The organism is Halobacillus shinanisalinarum (assembly GCF_022919835.1).
Lineage (GTDB): Bacteria > Bacillota > Bacilli > Bacillales > Halobacillaceae > Halobacillus_A > Halobacillus_A shinanisalinarum.
In genome coordinates, this window is sequence record NZ_CP095074.1 from 395,494 (window position 1) to 417,073 (window position 21,580).

Annotated in this window: 14 protein-coding genes, 1 other RNA gene, 3 pseudogenes and 2 other annotated features; of the genes and pseudogenes, 4 read left to right on the top strand and 14 right to left on the bottom strand. The window is 41.5% G+C overall.

The features are described 5' to 3' along the window. Window positions 1-57: 57 nt before the first annotated feature. The 9 genes and pseudogenes from alaS to cymR all read right to left on the bottom strand — a co-directional run bounded on the left by alaS (window position 58) and on the right by cymR (window position 11,057). Window positions 58-2,693 (bottom strand): annotated as a pseudogene (alaS, locus tag MUO14_RS02190) (alanine--tRNA ligase). A gap of 72 nt (window positions 2,694-2,765) precedes the next feature. Beyond that, window positions 2,766-2,982: a binding site (T-box leader), on the bottom strand. A 50-nt stretch (window positions 2,983-3,032) separates the two neighbouring features. Next, window positions 3,033-4,094 (bottom strand): AI-2E family transporter, encoded by a 1,062-nt coding sequence (locus MUO14_RS02195; protein ID WP_244753437.1) that lies wholly within the window; start codon window positions 4,092-4,094, stop codon window positions 3,033-3,035. Next, entirely contained in the window at window positions 4,094-4,270 is a 177-nt protein-coding gene (locus MUO14_RS02200) for a hypothetical protein (protein WP_244753438.1), read from the bottom strand. Before MUO14_RS02200 ends, MUO14_RS02195 begins: the two co-directional genes overlap by 1 nt. Before the next feature lie 95 nt (window positions 4,271-4,365). Continuing rightward, window positions 4,366-5,202 (bottom strand): sugar phosphate isomerase/epimerase family protein, encoded by an 837-nt coding sequence (locus tag MUO14_RS02205; protein ID WP_244753439.1) that lies wholly within the window; start codon window positions 5,200-5,202, stop codon window positions 4,366-4,368. A gap of 14 nt (window positions 5,203-5,216) precedes the next feature. Beyond that, window positions 5,217-7,543: pseudogene (recD2, locus tag MUO14_RS02210) on the bottom strand (SF1B family DNA helicase RecD2). A 17-nt stretch (window positions 7,544-7,560) separates the two neighbouring features. Continuing rightward, window positions 7,561-8,223, bottom strand: a complete 663-nt coding sequence (locus tag MUO14_RS02215; RefSeq protein WP_244753440.1) for a tetratricopeptide repeat protein — start codon at window positions 8,221-8,223, stop codon at window positions 7,561-7,563. A 130-nt stretch (window positions 8,224-8,353) separates the two neighbouring features. Then, window positions 8,354-9,465: pseudogene (gene mnmA, locus MUO14_RS02220) on the bottom strand (tRNA 2-thiouridine(34) synthase MnmA). 13 nt (window positions 9,466-9,478) lie between these two features. Then, window positions 9,479-10,618, bottom strand: coding sequence for a cysteine desulfurase family protein (locus MUO14_RS02225; RefSeq protein ID WP_244753441.1), 1,140 nt, complete (start codon window positions 10,616-10,618; stop codon window positions 9,479-9,481). Window positions 10,619-10,637: 19 nt separating this feature from the next. Then, window positions 10,638-11,057: a cysteine metabolism transcriptional regulator CymR gene (gene cymR / locus MUO14_RS02230; RefSeq protein WP_244755447.1), complete on the bottom strand. Its 420-nt coding sequence runs from the start codon at window positions 11,055-11,057 to the stop codon at window positions 10,638-10,640. A 261-nt stretch (window positions 11,058-11,318) separates the two neighbouring features. On the opposite strand from cymR, the gene MUO14_RS02235 reads away from it, so the two are divergent. Continuing rightward, entirely contained in the window at window positions 11,319-12,593 is a 1,275-nt protein-coding gene (locus tag MUO14_RS02235; RefSeq protein ID WP_244753442.1) for a replication-associated recombination protein A, read from the top strand. Between the two features lie 85 nt (window positions 12,594-12,678). After that, the gene (locus MUO14_RS02240; protein WP_244753443.1) at window positions 12,679-13,338 is read left to right on the top strand and encodes an RsfA family transcriptional regulator; all 660 of its coding nucleotides are present in this window, start codon (window positions 12,679-12,681) and stop codon (window positions 13,336-13,338) included. A gap of 85 nt (window positions 13,339-13,423) precedes the next feature. Here the strand turns inward: MUO14_RS02240 and ssrS are convergent. The 3 genes from ssrS to hisS all read right to left on the bottom strand — a co-directional run bounded on the left by ssrS (window position 13,424) and on the right by hisS (window position 16,733). Then, a non-coding RNA gene (gene ssrS / locus MUO14_RS02245) (6S RNA) lies at window positions 13,424-13,605 on the bottom strand. Window positions 13,606-13,681: 76 nt separating this feature from the next. Then, window positions 13,682-15,451, bottom strand: a complete 1,770-nt coding sequence (gene aspS, locus MUO14_RS02250; RefSeq protein ID WP_244753444.1) for an aspartate--tRNA ligase — start codon at window positions 15,449-15,451, stop codon at window positions 13,682-13,684. Between the two features lies 1 nt (window position 15,452). Beyond that, window positions 15,453-16,733 (bottom strand): histidine--tRNA ligase, encoded by a 1,281-nt coding sequence (gene hisS / locus MUO14_RS02255; RefSeq protein ID WP_244753445.1) that lies wholly within the window; start codon window positions 16,731-16,733, stop codon window positions 15,453-15,455. A 75-nt stretch (window positions 16,734-16,808) separates the two neighbouring features. Further along, window positions 16,809-17,033: a binding site (T-box leader), on the bottom strand. Window positions 17,034-17,246: 213 nt separating this feature from the next. Here hisS and MUO14_RS02260 point away from each other — a divergent pair. Together MUO14_RS02260 and MUO14_RS02265 are read left to right on the top strand one after the other, a co-directional pair. Then, window positions 17,247-17,954 (top strand): SH3 domain-containing protein, encoded by a 708-nt coding sequence (locus tag MUO14_RS02260; protein WP_244753446.1) that lies wholly within the window; start codon window positions 17,247-17,249, stop codon window positions 17,952-17,954. After that, window positions 17,912-18,718 carry an N-acetylmuramoyl-L-alanine amidase family protein gene (locus MUO14_RS02265; protein ID WP_244753447.1) on the top strand — a complete coding sequence of 269 codons (807 nt, stop codon included), beginning with the start codon at window positions 17,912-17,914 and terminating at the stop codon, window positions 18,716-18,718. The genes MUO14_RS02260 and MUO14_RS02265 overlap by 43 nt, the downstream gene beginning before the upstream one ends. A 54-nt stretch (window positions 18,719-18,772) precedes the next feature. Here the strand turns inward: MUO14_RS02265 and dtd are convergent, their stop codons facing one another. Beyond that, on the bottom strand, window positions 18,773-19,219 hold the full coding sequence (dtd, locus tag MUO14_RS02270) for a D-aminoacyl-tRNA deacylase (protein ID WP_244753448.1): 447 nt from the start codon (window positions 19,217-19,219) through the stop codon (window positions 18,773-18,775). Between the two features lie 21 nt (window positions 19,220-19,240). Further along, a complete protein-coding gene (locus MUO14_RS02275) occupies window positions 19,241-21,445 on the bottom strand; it encodes a RelA/SpoT family protein (protein ID WP_244753449.1) in 2,205 nt (734 codons plus the stop codon). Window positions 21,446-21,580 lie beyond the last annotated feature (135 nt).

Genomic DNA, 21,580 nt, shown 5'->3' on the forward strand with positions numbered 1-21,580 from the left:
CACCTCGCACTTATTAGTATTACCTCCATTATATACCTATTTGGAAGATTGTAAAAACTAGACGGTATGATTTACATATTCTTTGGCAAAATGTAAGGCTTCTGGTATCTTTCCTGCGTCTTTTCCTCCGGCTTGGGCCATATCAGGTCGTCCACCGCCGCCACCGCCACAAATAGAGGCAGCTTGTTTAATCAATTGACCGGCATGATAACCTTTTTCGATTAAGTCTTGTGAAACTCCTGCAATCAATTGAACTTTCTCTTCATTTGGTGTGGCAAGCAGGATAATTCCTGATCCAATTTTCTGCTTCAAGTCATCGACCATTGACCGAAGTGCATTCATATCTTTAACATCTACTTGTTTAGCCAGAACATTCACGCCGTTTACATTTTCGACTTCATCGAGAATTGTGGAAGCTTCCATGTTAGAAATTTTTGTCGACAAGGACTCATTCTCACGTTGAAGATTTTTCATTTCCTGATGCAGGACTTGGATACGTTCAGGAACTGTGTCCGGTTTTGTTTTTAGTAATGAGCCTGCTTCCTTCAACAAGGATTCTCTGCCGCTCATGTACTGATAGGCACCTTTTGCTGTGACAGCTTCCATTCTTCGCGTCCCTGCTCCTATACCTGATTCGCTGACTATTTTAAACAGACCTATTTCAGCGGTATTGTCGACATGACAGCCACCACAAAGCTCGAGGCTGTAGTCACCAATCTCAACAATACGTACTTCTGATCCATACTTTTCGCCAAATAAAGCCATGGCTCCTTTTTCTTTAGCTTCTTGAAGAGTAGTATAAGCAACAGAGACGGGAATGGATTGCCATATCCTCTCATTAACAGCCGCTTCAATTTGATCGATTTCATCATTTGACACAGAACCAAAATGGGAAAAGTCAAAGCGAAGGCGATCCGTCGCTACAAGAGAGCCTGCTTGATTAACATGGTTGCCTAACACATCTTTCAAGGCCTGGTGAAGTAAATGTGTCGCTGTATGGTTTTTAACGATAAATCCACGTTTCCCTTTATTTACTTCCGCATAGACATGGTCACCTTTTGTTATGGTACCCTGCTTCACGTAGGCTTCATGCATGTTTTGGCCATTTGGAGCTTTCTGAACCGATGTAACCTCAAGAACAGCTTTGTCCGTTCTAATCGTGCCCTGATCCGCAATTTGCCCACCACTTTCAGCATAAAAAGGAGTTTGATCAAGGAAAAGATATACGGTGTCCCCTTCAGTTGCTTGTTCAGCAAAGTCTTTCCCTTTAATAAGTTCGGCAAGCTGTGCTTCTATTTTCAGCTGGTCGTATCCAACAAATTGACTCGCTACGTGTACATCACCAAGCACTCCTTCTTGCACTTGCATGCTACCAGACTTTTGACGAGCATTGCGAGCACGCTCTCTTTGCTTCGTCATCTCTGTTTGGAAACCTTCCTCATCAATGGTAAAACCAGCTTCGGCAATATATTCCTCCGTAAGCTCTTTCGGAAATCCATACGTATCATACAGACGGAACACTTCCGAACCTGGAAAAACGTTGCTGCCTTTTTCCGTTTCCTGTTTCATAATCGTTGAAAGCATCGCTAAACCGTCATTTAAAGTTTCGTGGAAACGCTCTTCTTCTGTACGAATGACATTTTGAATAAATTCTTGTTTCTGCTTCACTTCTGGATAAAAGTCATTCATTATGATCGCTACTTCTGGTACGAGCTTATACATAAATGGTTCATCAATACCAATTTGTTTAGCAAATCTTACAGCTCGACGCAGCAAACGGCGCAGCACGTATCCCCTACCTTCATTTGAAGGCAAAGCTCCATCACTTACGGCAAAGGTTACTGTGCGCATATGGTCAGCAATCACCCTGAATGCCGCATCATATTCTGTATTCTTTCCATACTTATATCCAGAGATCGATTCTGCAGCCTCGATAATCGGCATAAATAGATCTGTTTCAAAGTTGGTCGGCGTATCTTGAATAACGCTCACCATCCGCTCGAGTCCCAACCCTGTATCAATATTCTTTTTCGGAAGCGGTGTGTACGTATCATCAGGATTATGGTTGAATTGTGAAAACACTAGATTCCATATTTCAAGGTAGCGCTCATTCTCGCCCCAGGATACAATTCTGGATCTGAGGGATCACTCCCATAAGCTTCTCCGCGATCATAGAAGATTTCCGTATTTGGGCCACTTGGGCCTTCTCCGATATCCCAGAAGTTTTCTTCTAAGCGAATGATCCTTTCTTCTGCGACCCCAATTTGGTCCTTCCACAATGAATAAGCCTCATCGTCCTCAGGGTGAACAGTGACAGACAACTTCTCAGGATCAAAACCGATCCACTGACGGCTTGTTAAGAATTCCCACCCCCAGGCCATCGCCTCTTCTTTAAAATAATCACCGATAGAAAAGTTGCCTAGCATTTCAAAAAAAGTATGGTGGCGAGCTGTAAAGCCTACATTTTCAATATCATTCGTACGAATTGACTTTTGAGCATTAACGATTCGCGGGTTATCAGGAATAACACGGCCATCAAAGTATTTTTTTAACGTGGCTACCCCACTGTTAATCCATAAAAGTGAAGGATCTTCATGTGGAACGAGCGATGCACTTGGTTCTACGCTGTGCCCTTTTTCTTTAAAAAAATCTAAAAACATTTGTCGTACATCAGCTGAAGTTAATGATTTCATTTTCTATACCTCCTGCATGTTGGGTCTTTAATTTATCTCTGTACAAACGAAAAACTCCCGTTCCTGCACTATGGCAGGGACGGGAGTTTTCGTTCCGCGGTACCACCCTGATTATAAACAATCCTGATTGTCTATCACCTTAAACGCTCATAACGGTGCGTGTACCGGCGGGGATTAACCGCACTCAGGAATAGCTTTCAACAGAGCTTCTCTAGTACTTCTTTCAGCCTGTGGAAGTACCTCTCTACTAAAGGGGCTACTGTTTACTTAGTTCCCTCAATGTGTTCTTCGTTCATACAGTATTGATATGCGCTATTATAGATAAGATCACATCATCTGTCAACGCTCAAGACGTGAATGACTGACCTCTTCTACAACCACTTTTAGACAGGTGAGGACAGGAACAGCTACAATCATCCCAACTATACCCGCTAGCTCACTGCCTGCCAGTAAGGCTAAGATAATTAGAAGAGGGTGAATGTGAATGCTTTTCCCCATTATATAAGGGGACAATAAGTTACCTTCTACAATTTGAATCACAAAAATAGCGATCAGAGCTATGATCAGCGTTTTTACAGAAACGGTTACAGCAACGACTAAGGCTGGGATAGCACCTAATAATGGTCCGAAATAGGGAATTATATTAGTAATCCCAGCAATAACTCCCAGTACGAGTGGATATGGCAGACCAGCTATCCAAAAGCCGATGCTTGCGAAAAAACCTACAAACAAGCTGATAAGCAACTGTCCCCTTATATATCCTCCTAAGGAATGACTGAGTTTTTGACTTAAATGTTTAGCTTCCCCATGCCATTTTACTGGAAGTAAACGAAGTAGCGATTGAAAGATCAAAGAATGATCCTTTAGGAAATAAAACGTCATCACAGGAATAACTGCAAATAAAACAATAACGTTGAATATCCCGCTTAATGCAGTTACGGCTGACATTAGCCGTGCACTCATCCACGCTTCAAAGTTGGCAAAACTGCCATCTAAACGTTCGTGGATACGGTCGGGAAAGCGTTCCGTTTGAGCATAAAGCTCTCGTGTCCAGCTTTGATATGCTTCTGTTAAATACGGTAGCTGTTGACTCAATGCTTTTAACTGTTCCAATAGATGAGGATAGCCACGGTAGATTAAAAAGCCCGTTAACGAAAAAAAGACTGCGAAAATAACCAGAATCGAAAGGGCACGCGGCATACCTAATTCCTCAATAAACTGCACAACTGGGTGAAGCAATAAGGATAACACAATCGCGAGTATAAAAGGTAAGAGAATTCGTAATATCATCAGCACTACATGGTCGTAATAAGGATACAACCAGGCCAATATGAGCATAAATACTAAAACAACAAAACATATCGCACTGCGGCTTATCCATTTAATTGCTTTTTCGCTCATTATGATCCCGACTGATAGAAAATATCATTTAATGAACTTAAACTTCCATCCTCTTCAATTTGATTTATATTCATTTTTCCATCCTCAATCGAAAGCTCAAGATAACATGTCCAGCAATAGTATTGTTCATTGCCTATCCGTCCAAGGTTTCTTCCTTGGCAATTGGGGCATTTCATAGAACATACTCCTTTTTTTACCAAGTAGTATGTCCCTAGTAACGATTATTCATACATTATGAAAATCTCAAAACGCATGGATAGACATTCGAGGCTTACTTCATTTCCTCATTGCTGGTACAAATAAGCTCATGTATCCAATCAATTCCCTCGTCCACAAACTCGTCCGTGGGATTTGAATGAGGGGTGTGTTCGAATAGGAAATACTTATCTGTTCCTTGTGCTAAATATTGGACTATCGGCTTTATCTTCCAATATCCCTCTGCCCCCTCCAGATCAGGATGTGGCGGGACCCAAATATATTTTGAACCTTCTATTAAAATATTATGTAAGTGAACGACCTTAATATATGGCTTAAGATGTTCGAGATACACCTGCCAATCCCCACCTACTGCCAACAAATAATCTCCAATATCTATACAAAGGGAGAGGGCGTACGTCTCCCATGTTTGTTTAGAAAAGTGGTGAAGCGCCTCAATATTATGTGGGGACATGGATGGACCGAGTTTAGGTTCACAGACAATTGGAATATCGTAGGTTTGCTGAAGCTGGCTGAGAAATTGTAGTCCTTCGTCTATTTTTTCTGCTCGCTGCACTTGATCTGGAGCTTTAAAATAGGGAAAATGAACGAGTACATAGGTTGCACCTAATTGTGTTAATTTGCGTACCTCATCTTCAAATTGCTCCCGTGCTCTTCTAGGGTCAAATGATATAAAGCTAATTAAATCATACTTACTCTCCCCTCTAATCAATGGAGAATGGACACCATAGCTATATTCTTTTGCCTCAGCTAGCCGTAAAAAGTCTTCAAAGTCAGCCAAGCTAGGAAACTCCCCTATTTCCACGTGTGAAAACCTTCTTTTAAATAACTGCTCAAATTTATCTGGGTCAGACATAATTGTGCTGCCAGAAAGTCCTAACTGATGCGCCATCAGGTAACCCTCCTTCACATAAAATCATAAGGAGAAAGTTCTTCCTCCTCTTCGTCTTCTTGTAGCTCTTGAGTCGCTTCTTGCTGTAGTTTTTCTGTTAGTTGAGTGTAACGCAGGTTAGTATCCCTCGTTTGCAAACCTTCTAAGAAGGCACTAGGATCACCACATATAATGAGGGAATGCTTTGACCTCGTAATAGCGGTATATAAGAGGTTTTTCCTTAGCATTCTGCGATAACCCCTGACAACCGGCAGAATAACAATGGAAAATTCACTTCCCTGCGATTTATGAATCGATGTACAATAAGCATGCATTAAATTATTTAAATTCTTTTTCGGATAGACTACTTCTTTGCCATCATACTCTACAACCACCTGCTCCACCTGATCGACATTTTCTTCCGCACGAAAAATAGCGGCGATTTCGCCAATATCTCCGTTATACACGCCATCCTCAGGCTGGTTGACAAGTTGTATGACCTTATCCCCTTTTCGATACGTCACCTCTTTAAAAGTAAGATCCCGTTTTTGCTTACTTTTTGGGTTAACGACACGTTGAATTTCTTCATTTAATTTATGAATACCCACATCTGTTCGATACATCGGTGCCAACACTTGAACTTCTCTGGCTTCAATCCCTTTATCCAATGCTTTCTTAACGATATTCGTGATCAGATCTTTTAACTGGTGTTCCTTGGCTTGGATAAAATTAAAATCATGATCCTTTTTTAAAGATTGCATTGTACATTGATTATTTTTTATTTCATGGGCAAGCTGAATGATTTTCGAGCCTTCTTTTTGCCTGTATACTTCTGATAACTGAACAGAAGGTAACTGTTTTGATGCTAGTAAATCAGCTAAGACCTGTCCTGGGCCGACCGAAGGCAGCTGGTCCTCATCCCCGACGATTAACACTTGCATATCTGAAGGAATGGCGCGGAACAACTGATTAGCAAGCCACATATCGACCATGGAGAACTCATCAATAATCAAAACCTTGCCTTCGAGCTGATTGTTCTGGTTTTTATCAAAACTCTCATGGCCATCCCATACAAGCAGACGATGAATCGTACTTGCTGACAATCCTGTCGACTCTGTCATCCTCTTAGCTGCACGACCAGTTGGGGCCGCCAGTATAAAAGGAAAGGGTTCATCTTGGTCATAGTCTGCTTTGTCTGTTGAGAGATCATGGAGCGTGGAATAGGCTCTTATGATCCCCTTAATGACTGTTGTCTTTCCTGTTCCTGGCCCTCCCGTTAAGATCATGACTTTTGACTGTAGGGCTTTTTCGATCGCAGCAAATTGATCTTCTCCGTAACTAATCGATTCCTCTTCCTCCATATCACCGATGATCTTGAGCAGATCAGCCTGAGTATGCTCTGCTTCATGCTCTTCAGCCATGATCCGCTCAAGCTGGTTACAAAAACCATTCTCTGCATGGAAAAGTGATGGTAAGTACATCCGATCGTCTTCAATAAACACATAACGATCTTCAGCTAGGTGCATGACCTGTTTGGATAACTGGTCAAAAGTAATCGGCTCATCTGTTCCACTATTAAGCAGGCTCCCAACTTGCAGAAGACAGGTTTCTGTCGGTAAATAAACATGACCCGCAGAAAGGCTTTGTTGCAGAACATATAGGCAGGCTGCACGCAGCCTTGTAGGATGATCAATAGGCAGCTCTTGCATTCTTGCCATTTCATCTGCTCGATGAAAACCAAACCCTTCTACTTTAAAGACGAGCTGGTAAGGGTCTTCTTCAATGATAGCCAGTGTTTGATCTTTAAATGCTTCGTAGACTTTTTGTGAAAGCTTAAGACCGAATCCATATTGATTTAAATGGATCATCACGTGCTCGAATCCTTGATGCTCTTTCAATGTGTTATAAAGCGTACCACGCTTTTCTTTTGCAAGTTTAGGTACATCTTTTAGTACGTCCGGATCATTTAAAATAGTAGCAATGGCCTGTTCTCCTAAATGATCAACAATTCGTTCTGCCGTCTTTTTACCAATTCCATGGAATAGATCACTTGATAAATAAACAACCAATCCATCCTTCGTTTCTGGAAGCATTCGTTTATAAAAATCGACCTGGTACTGGCGGCCAAACTTTTTATGATCTTGAAATTCTCCATGGAAAACATACGTTTCTCCTTCCTCTAAAGGGGGAAATGACCCTTAATTACAATGCTTTTTTCACTGAAGTCTTCATTCGTTTCGGTAACGATAATCGAAGCGATCGAAAAATGTTCAGACTCCTTGTGGAAAATCATCCGGTTCAATTCCCCCTTTACATAAGGGCGGTCTTCATTTGTATCAGAAAAAAGCGTACGTTCTGCCATGTTCTTTCTCCTTTAATTTAATCTTCACCCAAGGCCTGTTCAACTTGAGTTTTAGCGTGAGCCGCAAGCACATGCTCTCCATTAATTTCAAGTGCTTTGTTAAAGTGAATAAGCGCCGTTTGTGCATCTTCTTTATGTAATGCCACAACCCCCAAGTTGTAGTGGGCATCACTATGCTGTTCCTCTAATTGTAGCACACGATTCATCGTCTGTTCAGCGTCTTCAATTTGACCATTTTGTGCTAAACAAAGCCCATATTGAAACTGAATATCCACGTCATTAGAATTCAGCTCTACAGCTCTTAATAAATAAGGAAGGGCTAGTTTGACATGCTCTTGATGAATAAACGTCATTCCTAACATAAAATGAACATCGGCCTCATCCAACCCTTTTTCAATGGCTGCAAGATATTGCTTTTGTGCTTTCGTATAGGCTTCCTGCTCATAATAAACATTGCCTAATCCATAATAGGCCGTGGCCGCTTCTTCATCAAGCTCGATCGCCCGGTTGAAAAATCGTTCAGCACGCTCCATTTCGTTGAGGTGTACAAGCAGATTTCCGAAATTGATATAGCCGATCGGCTCATTCGGGTTCTCATCGATCGCTTCTGTAAAAAGTTTGGCCGCTTCTTCTAATTGTTGATCTTGCATAAGCTCAATCGCTCTTGTCATTTTATCCATTCTCTTATTCTCCTTTTCATAAGAAAAGCACACGGGCCCGGTAGACATGTAAACATTAGCGCAAATCTTATCATTTCTTACTATTAAAAAAATGGCCATGTCCCTGTACCATTCGGACATGGCCGTATCATCAACCAACATAAGACAGGGCTTTATCTTCTTTCGTTATTTCATCAATCGTTGCCCTCCAAGACAGACCTCATCTTTATAAAAGACTACCGCTTGTCCTGGTGTCACAGCACGTTCACGCTCATGGAAGTTTACCTTCCATTTTCCATCTGAAAGTGGTGTCACAGTTACTTTACTGTCGTCTTGTCTATAACGGAATTTCGCCGTACATTCAAAAGCTGTATCTGGTGCTTCACCACTCGTCCAGTTTGCCTCTGTTGCGATCAGTCCATCTGAGTACAATGCTTCATTGTGGTACCCTTGACCGACATATAAAGTATTTTCTTTCACATTTTTACCAACAACAAACCATGGCTCACCTGCACCGCCGATACCTAAACCCTGTCTCTGACCAAGTGTATAATACATCAGTCCGTCGTGCTGGCCCTTCACTTCACCATCGAGCGTTTGCATCGTACCAGGTTGTGCGGGCAAATATTCACTTAAAAACTCTTTGAAATTACGTTCCCCAATGAAACATATTCCAGTTGAATCTTTTTTCTTTGCGGTAGCCAAATCGTTTTCTTCAGCCATTCGGCGTACTTGTTTCTTTTCGATATCTCCTAGTGGGAACATAACTTTAGCAAGTACATCCTGAGAAAGTTGATTTAAAAAGTACGTCTGATCTTTATTGTTATCCACTCCTCGAAGCATTTCATACGTGCCATCGACTTCACGTACTTGGGCATAGTGGCCTGTTGCTAAATAATCTGCCCCAAGCGCTAATGCATGATCGAGAAAAGCTTTAAACTTTATCTCTTTATTACACATCACATCAGGGTTCGGAGTTCGCCCGTCCTTATACTCATCAAGGAAATAGGTAAACACTTTATCCCAATACTGTTTTTCAAAATTAACCGCATAGTAAGGGATATCAAGCTGATTACAAACACGAATCACGTCTTCGTAATCATCGGTTGCTGTACATACCCCATTTTCATCTGTGTCGTCCCAATTTTTCATAAAAATGCCGACGACATCATAGCCTTGCTGTTTCAACAGAAGAGCGGCTACGGAAGAGTCTACTCCGCCGCTCATACCAACAACAACACGTGTATCTTTCGGTTGTTTCATTTCTTTCACCTTCCTATGTCAGCCTTTTTACGATTTGGCTAATCCGTTTCGCCGCTTCTATGACATTCTCTTCGTTATTCGCGATCCCGAAACTAAAACGAATTGAGTTGACTGTTCGCGCATCTTCTTTACCATACATAGCTGATAGAACATGCGAGGGCTCAACAGAACCTGCCGTACAAGCACTCCCGCTTGAGGCTGCTATTCCTGATAAATCAAAATTCATAAGCATTGTTTCGACATTCATCTTGGGGAAGCTTACATTGACAATGGTCGACACGGCCTGATTCTTTGAACCATTGATTTCATAGACAATCGCTTCCTCCGTTAATTGTTTTAAAAATAACGTTTTAAAGCGTGCGTAACGTTCTTCTCTTGAAAACCGTTCCGCTTCCGTCAGTTCAATCGCTTTTTGAAAACCTATAATCCCTGGAACGTTTTCTGTTCCTGCCCGGCGTTTTCTTTCCTGTTCACCGCCATATGCAAGTGACTGCACTTGGGTACCTTCACGAACATAAAGAAAACCAATTCCTTTTGGCCCATTAATTTTGTGACTTGATACAGCTAATAAATCAACAGGTAGTTTCTCAACATTTATTTCCGTTAATCCATAGGCCTGGACGATATCCGAATGAAAATAAGCCTGGTGGGAAGCGAGTTGGTCTGCTATCGCTTCAATAGGCTGGATGACTCCTGTTTCATTGTTTACCATCATAATTGAGACTAAGATCGTATCCTCTCTTAGTGAAGCCTCAAAATCCTCTACTTTCACACGTCCATCTTCATATACGGGTAAATAGGTAATTTCAAAACCGTCTTTTTCTAGGGCTTCAACAGCATGAAGTGTAGCATGGTGTTCGATTTTTGTCGTAATCATATGCTTCCCTTTTCCCTGATTAGCCAGCGCCGTACCGATAATGGCCAGATTATCAGCCTCTGTCCCGCCGCTTGTGAAAATGATCTCCTTCTCTTTCGCACCCAAACTTCTGGCGGCTGTACTACGAGCCTTGTCAAGAAGACTTCTAGCTTTGCGGCCAAATTGGTGAACACTCGACGGGTTTCCAAATACCTCCTGGTAAACCGGAACCATTGCTTCGATCACCTGTTCATGGACAGGGGTTGTAGCAGCATGATCTAAATAAATAGGCTCCAACTACTGACACCTCCGTATGTTAAATGTAGAACATATAAGCATCCTGTGTTTGATCATCTACATGATCTTTTAGATCCTCTAATGTTGTCGTATCCAAAACATCCTTTACTGCATCCCTTACTCTTTTCCAAAGCGCCTGCTTAGCTGGCTCCTCATCCTCAATTCCTTCCACAGGCGTAATTGGTCCTTCCAGTATTCGAATCACGTCACCGGCAGTAATTTCGTGTGGAGGCTTTGTTAACATATAGCCACCGTATGCACCTCTAACACTTTTCACAAGACTTGCATTACGCAATGGAGCGATTAATTGCTCTAAATAGTGCTCAGACAAATTATTGTCTCTAGCTATTTGTTTTAAAGAGATCGGTCCTTCACCAAACTTTCTGGCAAGCTCGATCATGATCGTTAATCCATAACGTCCTTTCGTAGAGATCTTCATTTTCATTCAACCCTTCTTCCTAAACTGAGAGAAACCTTGATCCGTCACCCATTCACTCTATTTGCTATCTTATATAAATACGTATCTGTTTTAACGAAAAAATCGATCCTATTCGTAAATAAACATCTTTCTTGAGCCAAATCTGCTCTCTTCTCAACTTTCTATACCAAACGCTATTATAGCATGGATGGCAAGTCTCTTGCATTTTCTTAGATTTAGTCCTACGCTGAAAATTATGAAATGAGTAAAGGAGCGTAAACCATGAGTACAAAACCACTTGCGTTTCGCATGCGACCATCCAACATAAATGAAATTATCGGCCAGAAACATTTAGTAGAAGAGGGAAAAACGATTCACCGAATGATTACGGCGAACCGGCTTGCTTCTATGATTCTTTTTGGACCTCCTGGAACAGGGAAAACATCGATGGCCCAATCCATGGCTAAACATTTAAGCATCCCATTTAAAACGCTCAATGCCGTTACAGATAAGAAAAAAGATATGGAAATCGCTGTGGAAGAGGCAAAAATGCAAGGACAAATGGTGCTGATTCTCGATGAAGTCCATCGCCTGGATAAAGCTAAGCAAGATTTCCTTCTGCCCCATCTCGAGAGTAATACGTTGACCATGATCGGTTGTACAACAAGTAACCCTTATCACTCTATTAATCCGGCGATTAGAAGCCGCTGTCATCTATTCGAGCTTTATCGTCTTGAAAGACAAGATATTATTGAGGCCATCCATCGTGCCGTCCAAGATAAAGTAAATGGGCTTGGCAACATGTCCATCCATTTAACTGACGAAGCGATGGCACACTTTGCTGATGCAGCTAACGGGGATTTACGAGCGGCTCTCAATGGATTAGAACTTGCAGCATTCTCAACACCTCAAGATGAATCAACCATCGTTTCTATTGATTTATCCATTGCCGAAGAATGTATGCAGAAAAAAAGCTTTTCACACGACAAAGATGGAGATGCTCATTATGATGTTCTTTCAGCTTTTCAAAAATCGATTCGTGGTAGTGATGTAAATGCATCCCTTCATTACTTAGCAAGGTTAGTTGAAGCGGGCGACTTAGACAGTATAGGACGGCGTCTGGTTGTGATCGCCTATGAGGATATCGGGGTAGCAAGCCCGCAAGCAGGCCCTCGAGCATTAGCCGCTGTTGAGGCCGCAGAACGTTTAGGCTTTCCTGAAGCACGCGTCCCCCTTGCAGCTGCTGTAACCGAACTGGCCCTGTCACCAAAATCGAACAGTTCCTACAAAGCCTTAGATGCTGCTTTAGCTGATCTTCGCAAAGGAAAAAGCGGGGACGTTCCTATCCATCTAAAAGATTCACATTATAAGGGAGCGGCTAAGTTAGGACGAGGGACCGATTACCAATACCCACACAATTTTGATCATGCATGGGTAGATCAGCAATATTTGCCGGATACCATTAAAGATCGATCCTATTATGAACCGAAAACAACCGGCAAGTTCGAACAAGCTCTTAAACAGGTTTACGATAAGATTAATAAACAAAAATCATAGTTAAGTATAATTCTTCCTCCTGTTGTCCACACTACAAATAAATCTGACAAACTATTTCTCTAATAGAAAAACAGGAGTGATCAATATGCCAAAGGTTAGACAAGATGCTTGGTCTCATGAAGATGATCTTTTATTAGCTGAAACGGTCTTAAGACATATCCGAGAAGGCAGTACCCAATTAAGGGCCTTTGAGGAAGTCGGAGATCTATTAAATCGCACATCAGCCGCTTGTGGCTTTAGATGGAATGCCGAGGTACGACAAAAATATGAGCAAGCTGTAGAATTAGCAAAGAAACAGCGTAAAGAGAAAAAACGAAATGAAGCAAGTATGCCAAACCCAGTTGTCGTAGATTCCTATGATGAAGAAAATGATCATCATGAAGTGAAGAAAGAGGTCACCTATTCCATGCCAGAGCGAGAGATTGAGACAGAGCTACAACCACAGCCTGAACCGACCCTTTCGCTCTCACAAATTATTAAAGATTTGAAGGCATTTCAAAAAGAGTCTTCTTCCCAGCAAAATTTGAGTCATAAATATCAAGCACTTGCAGATGAAAATAAAAAACTTGCATCTATGAATCAACAATTAACCAGTCAATTAAATTCGATGACCGAGGATTATCAAGCATTAATCCAAATCATGGATCGCGCCCGAAAGATGGTTATGTTCGATGATCAAGATTATGCCCAAAAACCACAATTCCGGATGGAAAAGAACGGCAACCTTGAGCATGTCGCGCGATAAGAACTTAACAAAATAAAAAGCAGCACAGTTTACTCAAAAAAACTGTGCTGCTTTATTCTATGTAATTTGCTTTCTCATAAAAAAATCCAATCCCAATTGTGCCGTCGTATCATGAGTTTTGAACCCGCTCCAGGCAGGTGGGTGCCCTGCTCCTCACTTCTTGCGTCCTCAGTAATAAGGCTTGCATTCCATGAGGAAACTCCAGGCTCCCGTTTCAAAAATGTTCGGTCAAAACGTACATTCGAACAACGCACACATCAGGATTGGTTTCTTTAATTGTATTCAAATCATAGCATAAATATTTCAGCTAATCAAGGTGATAAAAAAGAAGTTTCTTCTTGCTTTAATCTTTTTTCACTTGTTTGAGCTGCAGGTGAAGTTCATCTAATTGGGCTTCACTTACACGGCCAGGTGCTTCCGTAAGAGGGTCCTGAGCCGATGCTGTTTTAGGAAATAGGATGGTATCCCGCAAGTTCGTGCGTCCAGCAAGCAGCATAATAAAACGGTCAAAACCAAGGGCAATCCCCCCATGCGGAGGAGTACCATACTCCAATGCTTCAAGCAAGAAACCAAACTGTTCCTCAGCTTCCTCTTTAGAAAAGCCAAGAACCTGGAACATACGCTCTTGCATTTGTTTTTGATAAATACGAAGAGAGCCCCCGCCTAATTCGTAACCATTGAGTACAATGTCATACGCTTCTGCCATGGCTTCCTCTGGCTTACTATTTAATTCTTCGATGTCGCCGTTTGCTGGCATTGTGAAAGGATGGTGTGCCGCAAAGTATCTTCCTTCTTCTTCGTCATATTCAAATAATGGCCAATCTGTCACCCAAAGGAAGTTGAATTTCGTCTGATCAATTAAATTTAGACGCTTAGCAAGCTGTTTGCGGAGAGCACCTAAACTGTCTAATACTACAGACGTTTTATCCGCTACAAATAGTAATAAATCGCTATCTTCAGCGTTTAATGCTTCTTGTAATTGTGAAGTATCTTTTTCAGAGAAAAACTTAGAAATTGGTCCATTAAGTGCTCCATCCTTAAGTTTCAGCCATGCCAGACCTTTTGCCCCGTAAACCTTCACATCTTCCGTCAGCTTATCAATATCTTTTCGTGAAAAGTTATCGGCTTGTCCTTTGACATTAATGGCACTGACCCGGCCCCCTGAGGCCACGGCACCACTGAACACTTTAAAGTCCGAATCCTTCACGATCCCGGATACATTCACAAGTTCCATCGCAAATCGGGTATCCGGCTTATCAGAGCCAAAGCGTTCCATGGCTTCCTGATATGGCATTTTTTCAAATGGTGTCGGAATGTCGATCCCTTTGACATCCTTCATGACTTTAGCCATCATTTGCTCTGTCATTGCCATAATCTCTTCCTTACTCATAAAGGACGTTTCAATGTCGACTTGTGTAAATTCTGGCTGACGGTCTGCCCGTAGATCTTCATCTCGGAAACAGCGGGCAATTTGGTAATATTTTTCGAACCCTGACATCATCAGCATTTGTTTAAATAACTGAGGCGATTGCGGAAGGGCGTAAAATTCTCCTCCATGCACACGGCTGGGGACTAAATAATCCCGAGCCCCCTCAGGTGTGCTTTTGGTCAAAAGCGGTGTTTCCATCTCAAGATACCCTTCATCATTTAAAAACGTACGAATTGCCTGGGTCGCTTGATGTCTTAGCTTGAACGTTTCCTGCATTTCCTTACGGCGAAGGTCTAAATAACGATACTTCAAGCGTAGATCCTCAGACACCTCCGTCTGATCCTCAAGCATAAATGGAGGCGTCTTTGCTTTGTTAAGCACCTGAATCTCCTTCGCAAGGATTTCAATATCTCCGGTAGACATATTTTGATTTACCGTACTCTTATCACGTAAAACGACTTGCCCAGACACTTCAAGGACGTATTCTGATCGAACATTTTCAGCCGTTTGGAGTGCTTCTTTTGACACTTCAGGATTAAACACGACTTGGACAACACCTGATCGATCCCTTAAATCAATAAAGATAAGCCCGCCAAGGTCACGGCGTTTTTGCACCCACCCTTTAATCGTTACTTGTTCTTCAATATCAGATGTTCTGATTGTTCCGCATGATTTACGCTGCATATTATTCGCCTCCAGCTAGTTCTTGTTCTAAATATCCTGTGATTTCACCGAGAGGAAGTTCGGTCTGCTCGCCACTGGTCATATTTTTTACAGTCACAGCGTTCTGCTCAAGTTCCCGCTCTCCTAGTACGATGACGTATTTTGCTTTGAGTCGGTCAGCCGATTTGAACTGACCTTTCATTTTCTTTTGTAAATAATCCTTATCTGTTTGGATTCCATTACTGCGTAAAAGTTGCGTCAGGCGAACAGCTTCTTGTTCTGCCTCCTCTCCCATAGCAACAATATAGCAATCCAGCGAATCCTCAACTGGCAATTCAACACCCTCAGCTTCTAACGCCATCAGTAATCGTTCCAGACTCATAGCAAAACCAATCCCCGAGGTTTCAGGGCCTCCAATATCCTCAACAAGTCCATTATAACGGCCGCCGCCGCTTAAGGTCGTAATGGCTCCAAAACCTTCCGCATCACTCATAATTTCAAACGCAGTATGATTGTAATAGTCAAGTCCGCGTACTAATTTTGCATCAATAACATAATCGATATTCATGGCTTGCAGGTGATTTTGAACAGATTCGAAATATGCCTTGGATTCATCATTTAAATACTCTAAGATCGAGGGCGCTGTCGCCATTGCAGAGTGGTCTTTGTCTTTCTTACAGTCGAGTACTCGTAATGGATTTTGTTCCAGGCGTAACTGACAATCTGAGCATAGTTCATCCCTGTGCGGCTCAAAGTGGCTCACTAAAGCTGATTTATGTGCTTCTCTGCTCGCTTGATCACCTAAGCTGTTCAGAACTAGTTTTAAGGAGGTTAGCCCAAGTTCTTGATAGGCATTAATAGCTAAAGCCATCACTTCGGCATCAACAGCTGGATCGTTACTGCCTAACGCTTCAACCCCAAACTGAACAAATTGCCGCATTCTCCCTTGCTGCGGCCGTTCGTATCTAAACATTGGTCCGATATAAAACAATTTCGTCGGCTGATTGGCAAGACCATATAATTTATTTTGCACAAAGGCTCGTACCACTGAGGCTGTTCCTTCAGGCCGAAGGGTTATACTTCTGTCCCCGCGGTCAGTAAAGGTGTACATTTCTTTTTGCACAATGTCCGTACTATCCCCCACCCCTCGTTGAAACAGTTCTGTATGTTCAAAAATAGGTGTTCTAATTTCCTTATAATTGTATCGACGGCTAAGGTCGATAAGCTGTTGTTCAACATATTGCCATTTCTCTGATATACCGGGTAAAATATCCTGTGTACCGCGCGGTGCTCTCATATTCATTATTATTCCTCCTTCAAAGTCATCAATAATCCATTTCCTTCCAATATAAAAACTCCCGCCCCTTTCTACAAAATAGAAAGGGACGGGAGTTACAGCCCGCGTTGCCACCCTAGTTGGGGCATAAAGATGCCCCCGCTCGAAACAGTTAACGCCTGCCTACGTTCACACCTACTACATAGGTTCGATGCGAAACCTAAGAAATGTCTTTCATCTGATCATGATATAGAAATGCTTTCAGCCGTTCGACATTTCTTCTCTGGCTATCTGATTTCAGATTACTTTTTTCCTCAATGGTTATAGTCGATTCATTTAGAATTGATTACTATCATATATTTTTAGTTATTCACATGTCAAGTTTATTCGCATATGAAATAGCTTAAGTTCTTCAGACCCTATTCCGTAGCAAACCATTTTCATCATAGCAAGTGAAGCTTTTCTGTGCACTAGGAAGGGGATTAGAAATGTTTGTCGAATATGTGTAAGGTCAACAAAATATGGAGGTGTACACAAAATATGAAAGGCTGGTTATCATTATTATTTATTTTTTCCGGCTTAATTTGGATGACGACAAATATTGTTCATGCTGACCAAGCTATTATACAAGTGGACCGCTTAAATGTGAGGTCAGGTCCTAGTCTGTCAGATTCCATTATCGGGCAAGCTAACAACAATGAAACCTATCGCATTGTTAATGAGAAAAACAATTGGACACAAATTGAATGGAACGATAAAAAGGGTTGGGTTGCAAGCTATCTCGTCAAGATTAAGCAAGAGGAATCCTTTACATCGAAGGTCGATTATTTACGTGTTCGGGAAGAACCAGGGATGGACGGAAAGATCCGTGGTTATTTAATGAAAAATAAACAAGCAACAAAGAAGAAGCAACAAGGGGATTGGGTGTTGATTTCCAGCGCAAAAATTTCTGGGTGGGTTCATACTGATTATTTAAGTACATATGCTCACAGTAATTCTAAAGATATACAGGAAACAGATTCAAACGGCAAATTACTGGGTGAAGTGACTGTAGCCACTGCTGTAATAAATGTCAGAACTCAGGCCTCAACAAACAGCTCGGTTATTACCCAAGTAGGAAAAGGGAAAACATTTGATTATATTTCAGAAAGCAAGGGCTGGTATCAAGTCAGGGTGGATAACAACAAAACAGGCTGGGTTGCAGGGTGGCTTGTTACAAACAAGATAAACTCTCCCCTACACCAGTAGCGCAACATTCGAAAGTCACACTGCTCTACAATGGAACGAACATTCGTACAGGCCCTTCCTCGAATAATAAAGTAGTAGGACGTGGTCATAAAGGGGATCAATTTGATGTATTGAATAAAGAAGGCCAGTGGTTCAAAATTTCCTATAAAGACATGGAAGCTTATGTTGCAGAGTGGATTGTAAAGGCAGGAAGTTCGCCCACACCTTCCAATAAAGAATCTGATGGTTTAAGTGGAAAAACCATCATGATCGATGCCGGCCACGGCGGTTTTGACCCTGGAGCAATTGGTGCTAACGGAAGCTACGAAAAGACATTGACATTACAAACTGCTGAAAAGTTAAAGAATGCAATCGAACAGAACGGTGCTCATGTGATGATGACACGTTCAAATGATTCATATGTGTCGTTGTCTGCAAGAACGATCCTCTCTAATTCTTCAAAGGCGGACGCATTTGTAAGTATTCATTATAACAGCTTTCCACAGGATATAAGTACCTCAGGAATTAGCACTTACTATTATCATAACAACGCGAAGTCACTTGCAAGCAATCTTCAGTCTAGTTTGGCTGAGACAACAGACTTCAGGGATCGCGGTGTCAAACATGGAAATTTCCATGTCCTTAAAAATAATAAGAAGCCAGCTGTCCTTCTTGAGTTAGGATTTCTTTCTAATCCTAAAGAGGAACGGGTGGTCAAAAGTTCCGGATTTCAAAATAAAGTCAGTCAAGGAATTACCAACGGGCTTATTCATTATTTTGATTAGAAATAACTTCATATAAAAAGTAACCCTGCAGCCTGAGAGGCTGCAGGGTTACTTTTATTTTTCCTTACTGTCTATAATAAGTGTCACAGGACCACTGTTTGTCAATTGCACATTCATCATCTCACCAAATGCACCTGTTTCCACATCTAAACCTTCTTGTCTCAACAGCTCATTAAATCTTTCATACAATTTATCAGCTTGTTCAGACTTTGCTGCTCCCATAAAGTTAGGACGCCTTCCTTTTCGGGTGTCGCCATATAAAGTAAACTGTGAAATAGAGAGAAGTCCTCCGTTTATGTCAAGTAATGAATGGTTCATTTTTCCATCACGATCTTCAAAAATACGTAAGTGGGGAATTTTTTTTACTAAATAACGAACATCCTCCTCCGTATCATCATGAGTTACACCAAGTAGAACGACCAGGCCCTCATCAATTTGTCCAATTACTTCTGTTTCAACCTCTACGGAAGCATTTACCGCTCTTTGAATAACAGCTCTCATGCCCATATTCTCCCTTTTTACTTATTGCATCACGCGTCGCACTGTGTACACATCGTGAATTTGTTTAATTCTCTCAACAATTTTTCGTAAATGATCCGTATTTTGAATAAGGATCGTTATATGAATTGTCGCCATTTTATTACGATCTGATTTACCGGAGACAGCAGTAATATTGGTTTTTGTTTCATTGACAGCCTGTAAGACCTCGTTTAGTAATCCACGGCGATCATAGCCCCAAATCTCTAAATCAACATGATACTGTTTCGTATTTGTTGGACCTTTTTCCCAATGGACAGGTAATAAGCGCGGCTTGGCTTCCTCCGTCTGAACGTTAGGACAATCTGTACGATGCACAGATACACCGCGTCCCTTAGTAATATAACCGACAATGTCGTCACCTGGTACAGGATTACAACATTTAGAAAGGCGAACGAGCAGGTTGTCCACACCTTCCACTTTTACACCTGAATCCTTTTTGCCAGTCGTCGATGATTTTTTAATTTCTGTTGTTGTTACATCAGCGAGAGTTTCTTCTAAGTTTTGTTCCTTTTGCTGCTGCCTTCTTAATTTTTCAGTTAGGCGTGTAGCTATTTGAGCGGCAGTGATCCCCTGGTAGCCTACTGCTGCGAACATGTCCTCTTCATTTGCAAAGTTAAACTTTTCAGACACACGATTCAGATTATCGGCTGTGAATACTTCCTTCGGCTGAAGGTCAAAGTTACGAATTTCACGCTCTACCATTTCACGGCCTTTTGTAACATTTTCTTCTTTTCTTTGTCGTTTAAAAAACTGTTTAATTTTATTTTTGGCTTGTGATGTCTGTGTGAGCTTAATCCAGTCTTTAGAAGGGCCATAGGAATGTTTCGATGTCATCATTTCAACAATGTCACCAGTATTCAGCTGATAATCAAGCGGCTCCATCTTCCCGTTTACCTTCGCTCCAATCGTTTGATTACCCACCTCGGTATGAATAAGATAGGCAAAATCAATCGGCACTGAACCTGACGGCAGTTCTATGACATCGCCTTTAGGAGTGAACACATAAACCATATCGGAAAATAAATCAACCTTTAGCGACTCCATAAACTCTTCAGCGTCATTCGTTTCACTTTGCCAGTCTAAGATTTCACGGAACCAAGTAAGCTTATCTTCAAAAGACTGAATGGCAGGAGTTTGTTTTCCTTCCTTATACGCCCAGTGCGCTGCAATTCCATATTCTGCAATCTCATGCATTTCGTGTGTACGGATTTGCACCTCTAACGGATCACCTTTAGGTCCTATCACCGTTGTATGCAAGGACTGATATAAATTCGGCTTAGGCATAGCAATATAGTCTTTAAAGCGTCCAGGCATTGGCTTCCAGCATGTATGAATGATTCCTAGCACAGCGTAGCAATCTTTAATACTTTCCACTTGAATCCGTACAGCCAGCAAATCATATATTTCATTGAATTGTTTATTCTGCAGGACCATTTTACGGTATATACTGTATAAATGTTTAGGACGTCCGTTCAAATCCGCTTCAATATTCACATCATTCAGCTGGCCACGAATTTCCCCCATCACATCTTCAATATAGGATTCGCGTTGATTACGTTTTTGCTTCATTAAGTGAACAATTCGATAATATTGCTGTGGATTTAAATAACGCAAGGCGGTATCTTCGAGTTCCCACTTAATCGTGGAAATCCCGAGCCGGTGAGCGAGAGGGGCAAAGATTTCTAACGTTTCATTAGAAATTCTCCTTTGCTTTTCAGGAGGCAAATGCTTCAATGTCCTCATATTATGCAAACGGTCAGCTAGTTTTATTAAAATGACACGCATATCCTTAGCCATAGCTACGAACATTTTCCGATGATTTTCAGCTTGTTGTGCCTCTTTAGACTTGTATTTAATCTTACCTAGTTTCGTCACACCATCTACGAGCATAGATACTTCTGTATTAAAGCTTGTCTCTATTTCTTTGAGACCGATTTCTGTATCTTCTACCACATCGTGAAGAAAGCCACTTGCAATTGTTTCGGGATCCATCTCAAGGTTAACAAGAATTCCAGCTACTTGAATCGGGTGGATAATGTACGGCTCTCCAGACTTGCGGTATTGCTCACTGTGAGCATTATTGGCAAACTCAAAGGCGCTGCGAATAAAAGCAAGATCGTCATTGTTCATATATTGGCTCGCTTGCTCGATTACTTCTTCGGCTGTTAATATATTATCTTTCGCCATATCATCACCCCCTGATTTCTGTATGCTCTTCACAAAAAATATAGTTTGTTTACCATTATCAAAAAAAGATTGTCAAATGTAAAGGAAAAACGTCTAATTTAGAAAAGCGGAGGCGAACCACGAGTATTGCGTGTC

What these genes read in the sequence shown, in the direction of transcription:
- MUO14_RS02195 (WP_244753437.1), bottom strand. Translation starts at nt 4,094, where the DNA reads ATGAGCGAAAAAGCAATTAAATGGATAAGCCGCAGTGCGATATGTTTT.
- MUO14_RS02200 (WP_244753438.1), bottom strand. Translation starts at nt 4,270, where the DNA reads ATGAAATGCCCCAATTGCCAAGGAAGAAACCTTGGACGGATAGGCAAT.
- MUO14_RS02205 (WP_244753439.1), bottom strand. Translation starts at nt 5,202, where the DNA reads ATGGCGCATCAGTTAGGACTTTCTGGCAGCACAATTATGTCTGACCCA.
- MUO14_RS02215 (WP_244753440.1), bottom strand. Translation starts at nt 8,223, where the DNA reads ATGGATAAAATGACAAGAGCGATTGAGCTTATGCAAGATCAACAATTA.
- cymR (WP_244755447.1), bottom strand. Translation starts at nt 11,057, where the DNA reads ATGAAGATCTCTACGAAAGGACGTTATGGATTAACGATCATGATCGAG.
- MUO14_RS02235 (WP_244753442.1), top strand. Translation starts at nt 11,319, where the DNA reads ATGAGTACAAAACCACTTGCGTTTCGCATGCGACCATCCAACATAAAT.
- MUO14_RS02240 (WP_244753443.1), top strand. Translation starts at nt 12,679, where the DNA reads ATGCCAAAGGTTAGACAAGATGCTTGGTCTCATGAAGATGATCTTTTA.
- aspS (WP_244753444.1), bottom strand. Translation starts at nt 15,451, where the DNA reads ATGCAGCGTAAATCATGCGGAACAATCAGAACATCTGATATTGAAGAA.
- hisS (WP_244753445.1), bottom strand. Translation starts at nt 16,733, where the DNA reads ATGAATATGAGAGCACCGCGCGGTACACAGGATATTTTACCCGGTATA.
- MUO14_RS02260 (WP_244753446.1), top strand. Translation starts at nt 17,247, where the DNA reads ATGAAAGGCTGGTTATCATTATTATTTATTTTTTCCGGCTTAATTTGG.
- dtd (WP_244753448.1), bottom strand. Translation starts at nt 19,219, where the DNA reads ATGAGAGCTGTTATTCAAAGAGCGGTAAATGCTTCCGTAGAGGTTGAA.
- MUO14_RS02275 (WP_244753449.1), bottom strand. Translation starts at nt 21,445, where the DNA reads ATGGCGAAAGATAATATATTAACAGCCGAAGAAGTAATCGAGCAAGCG.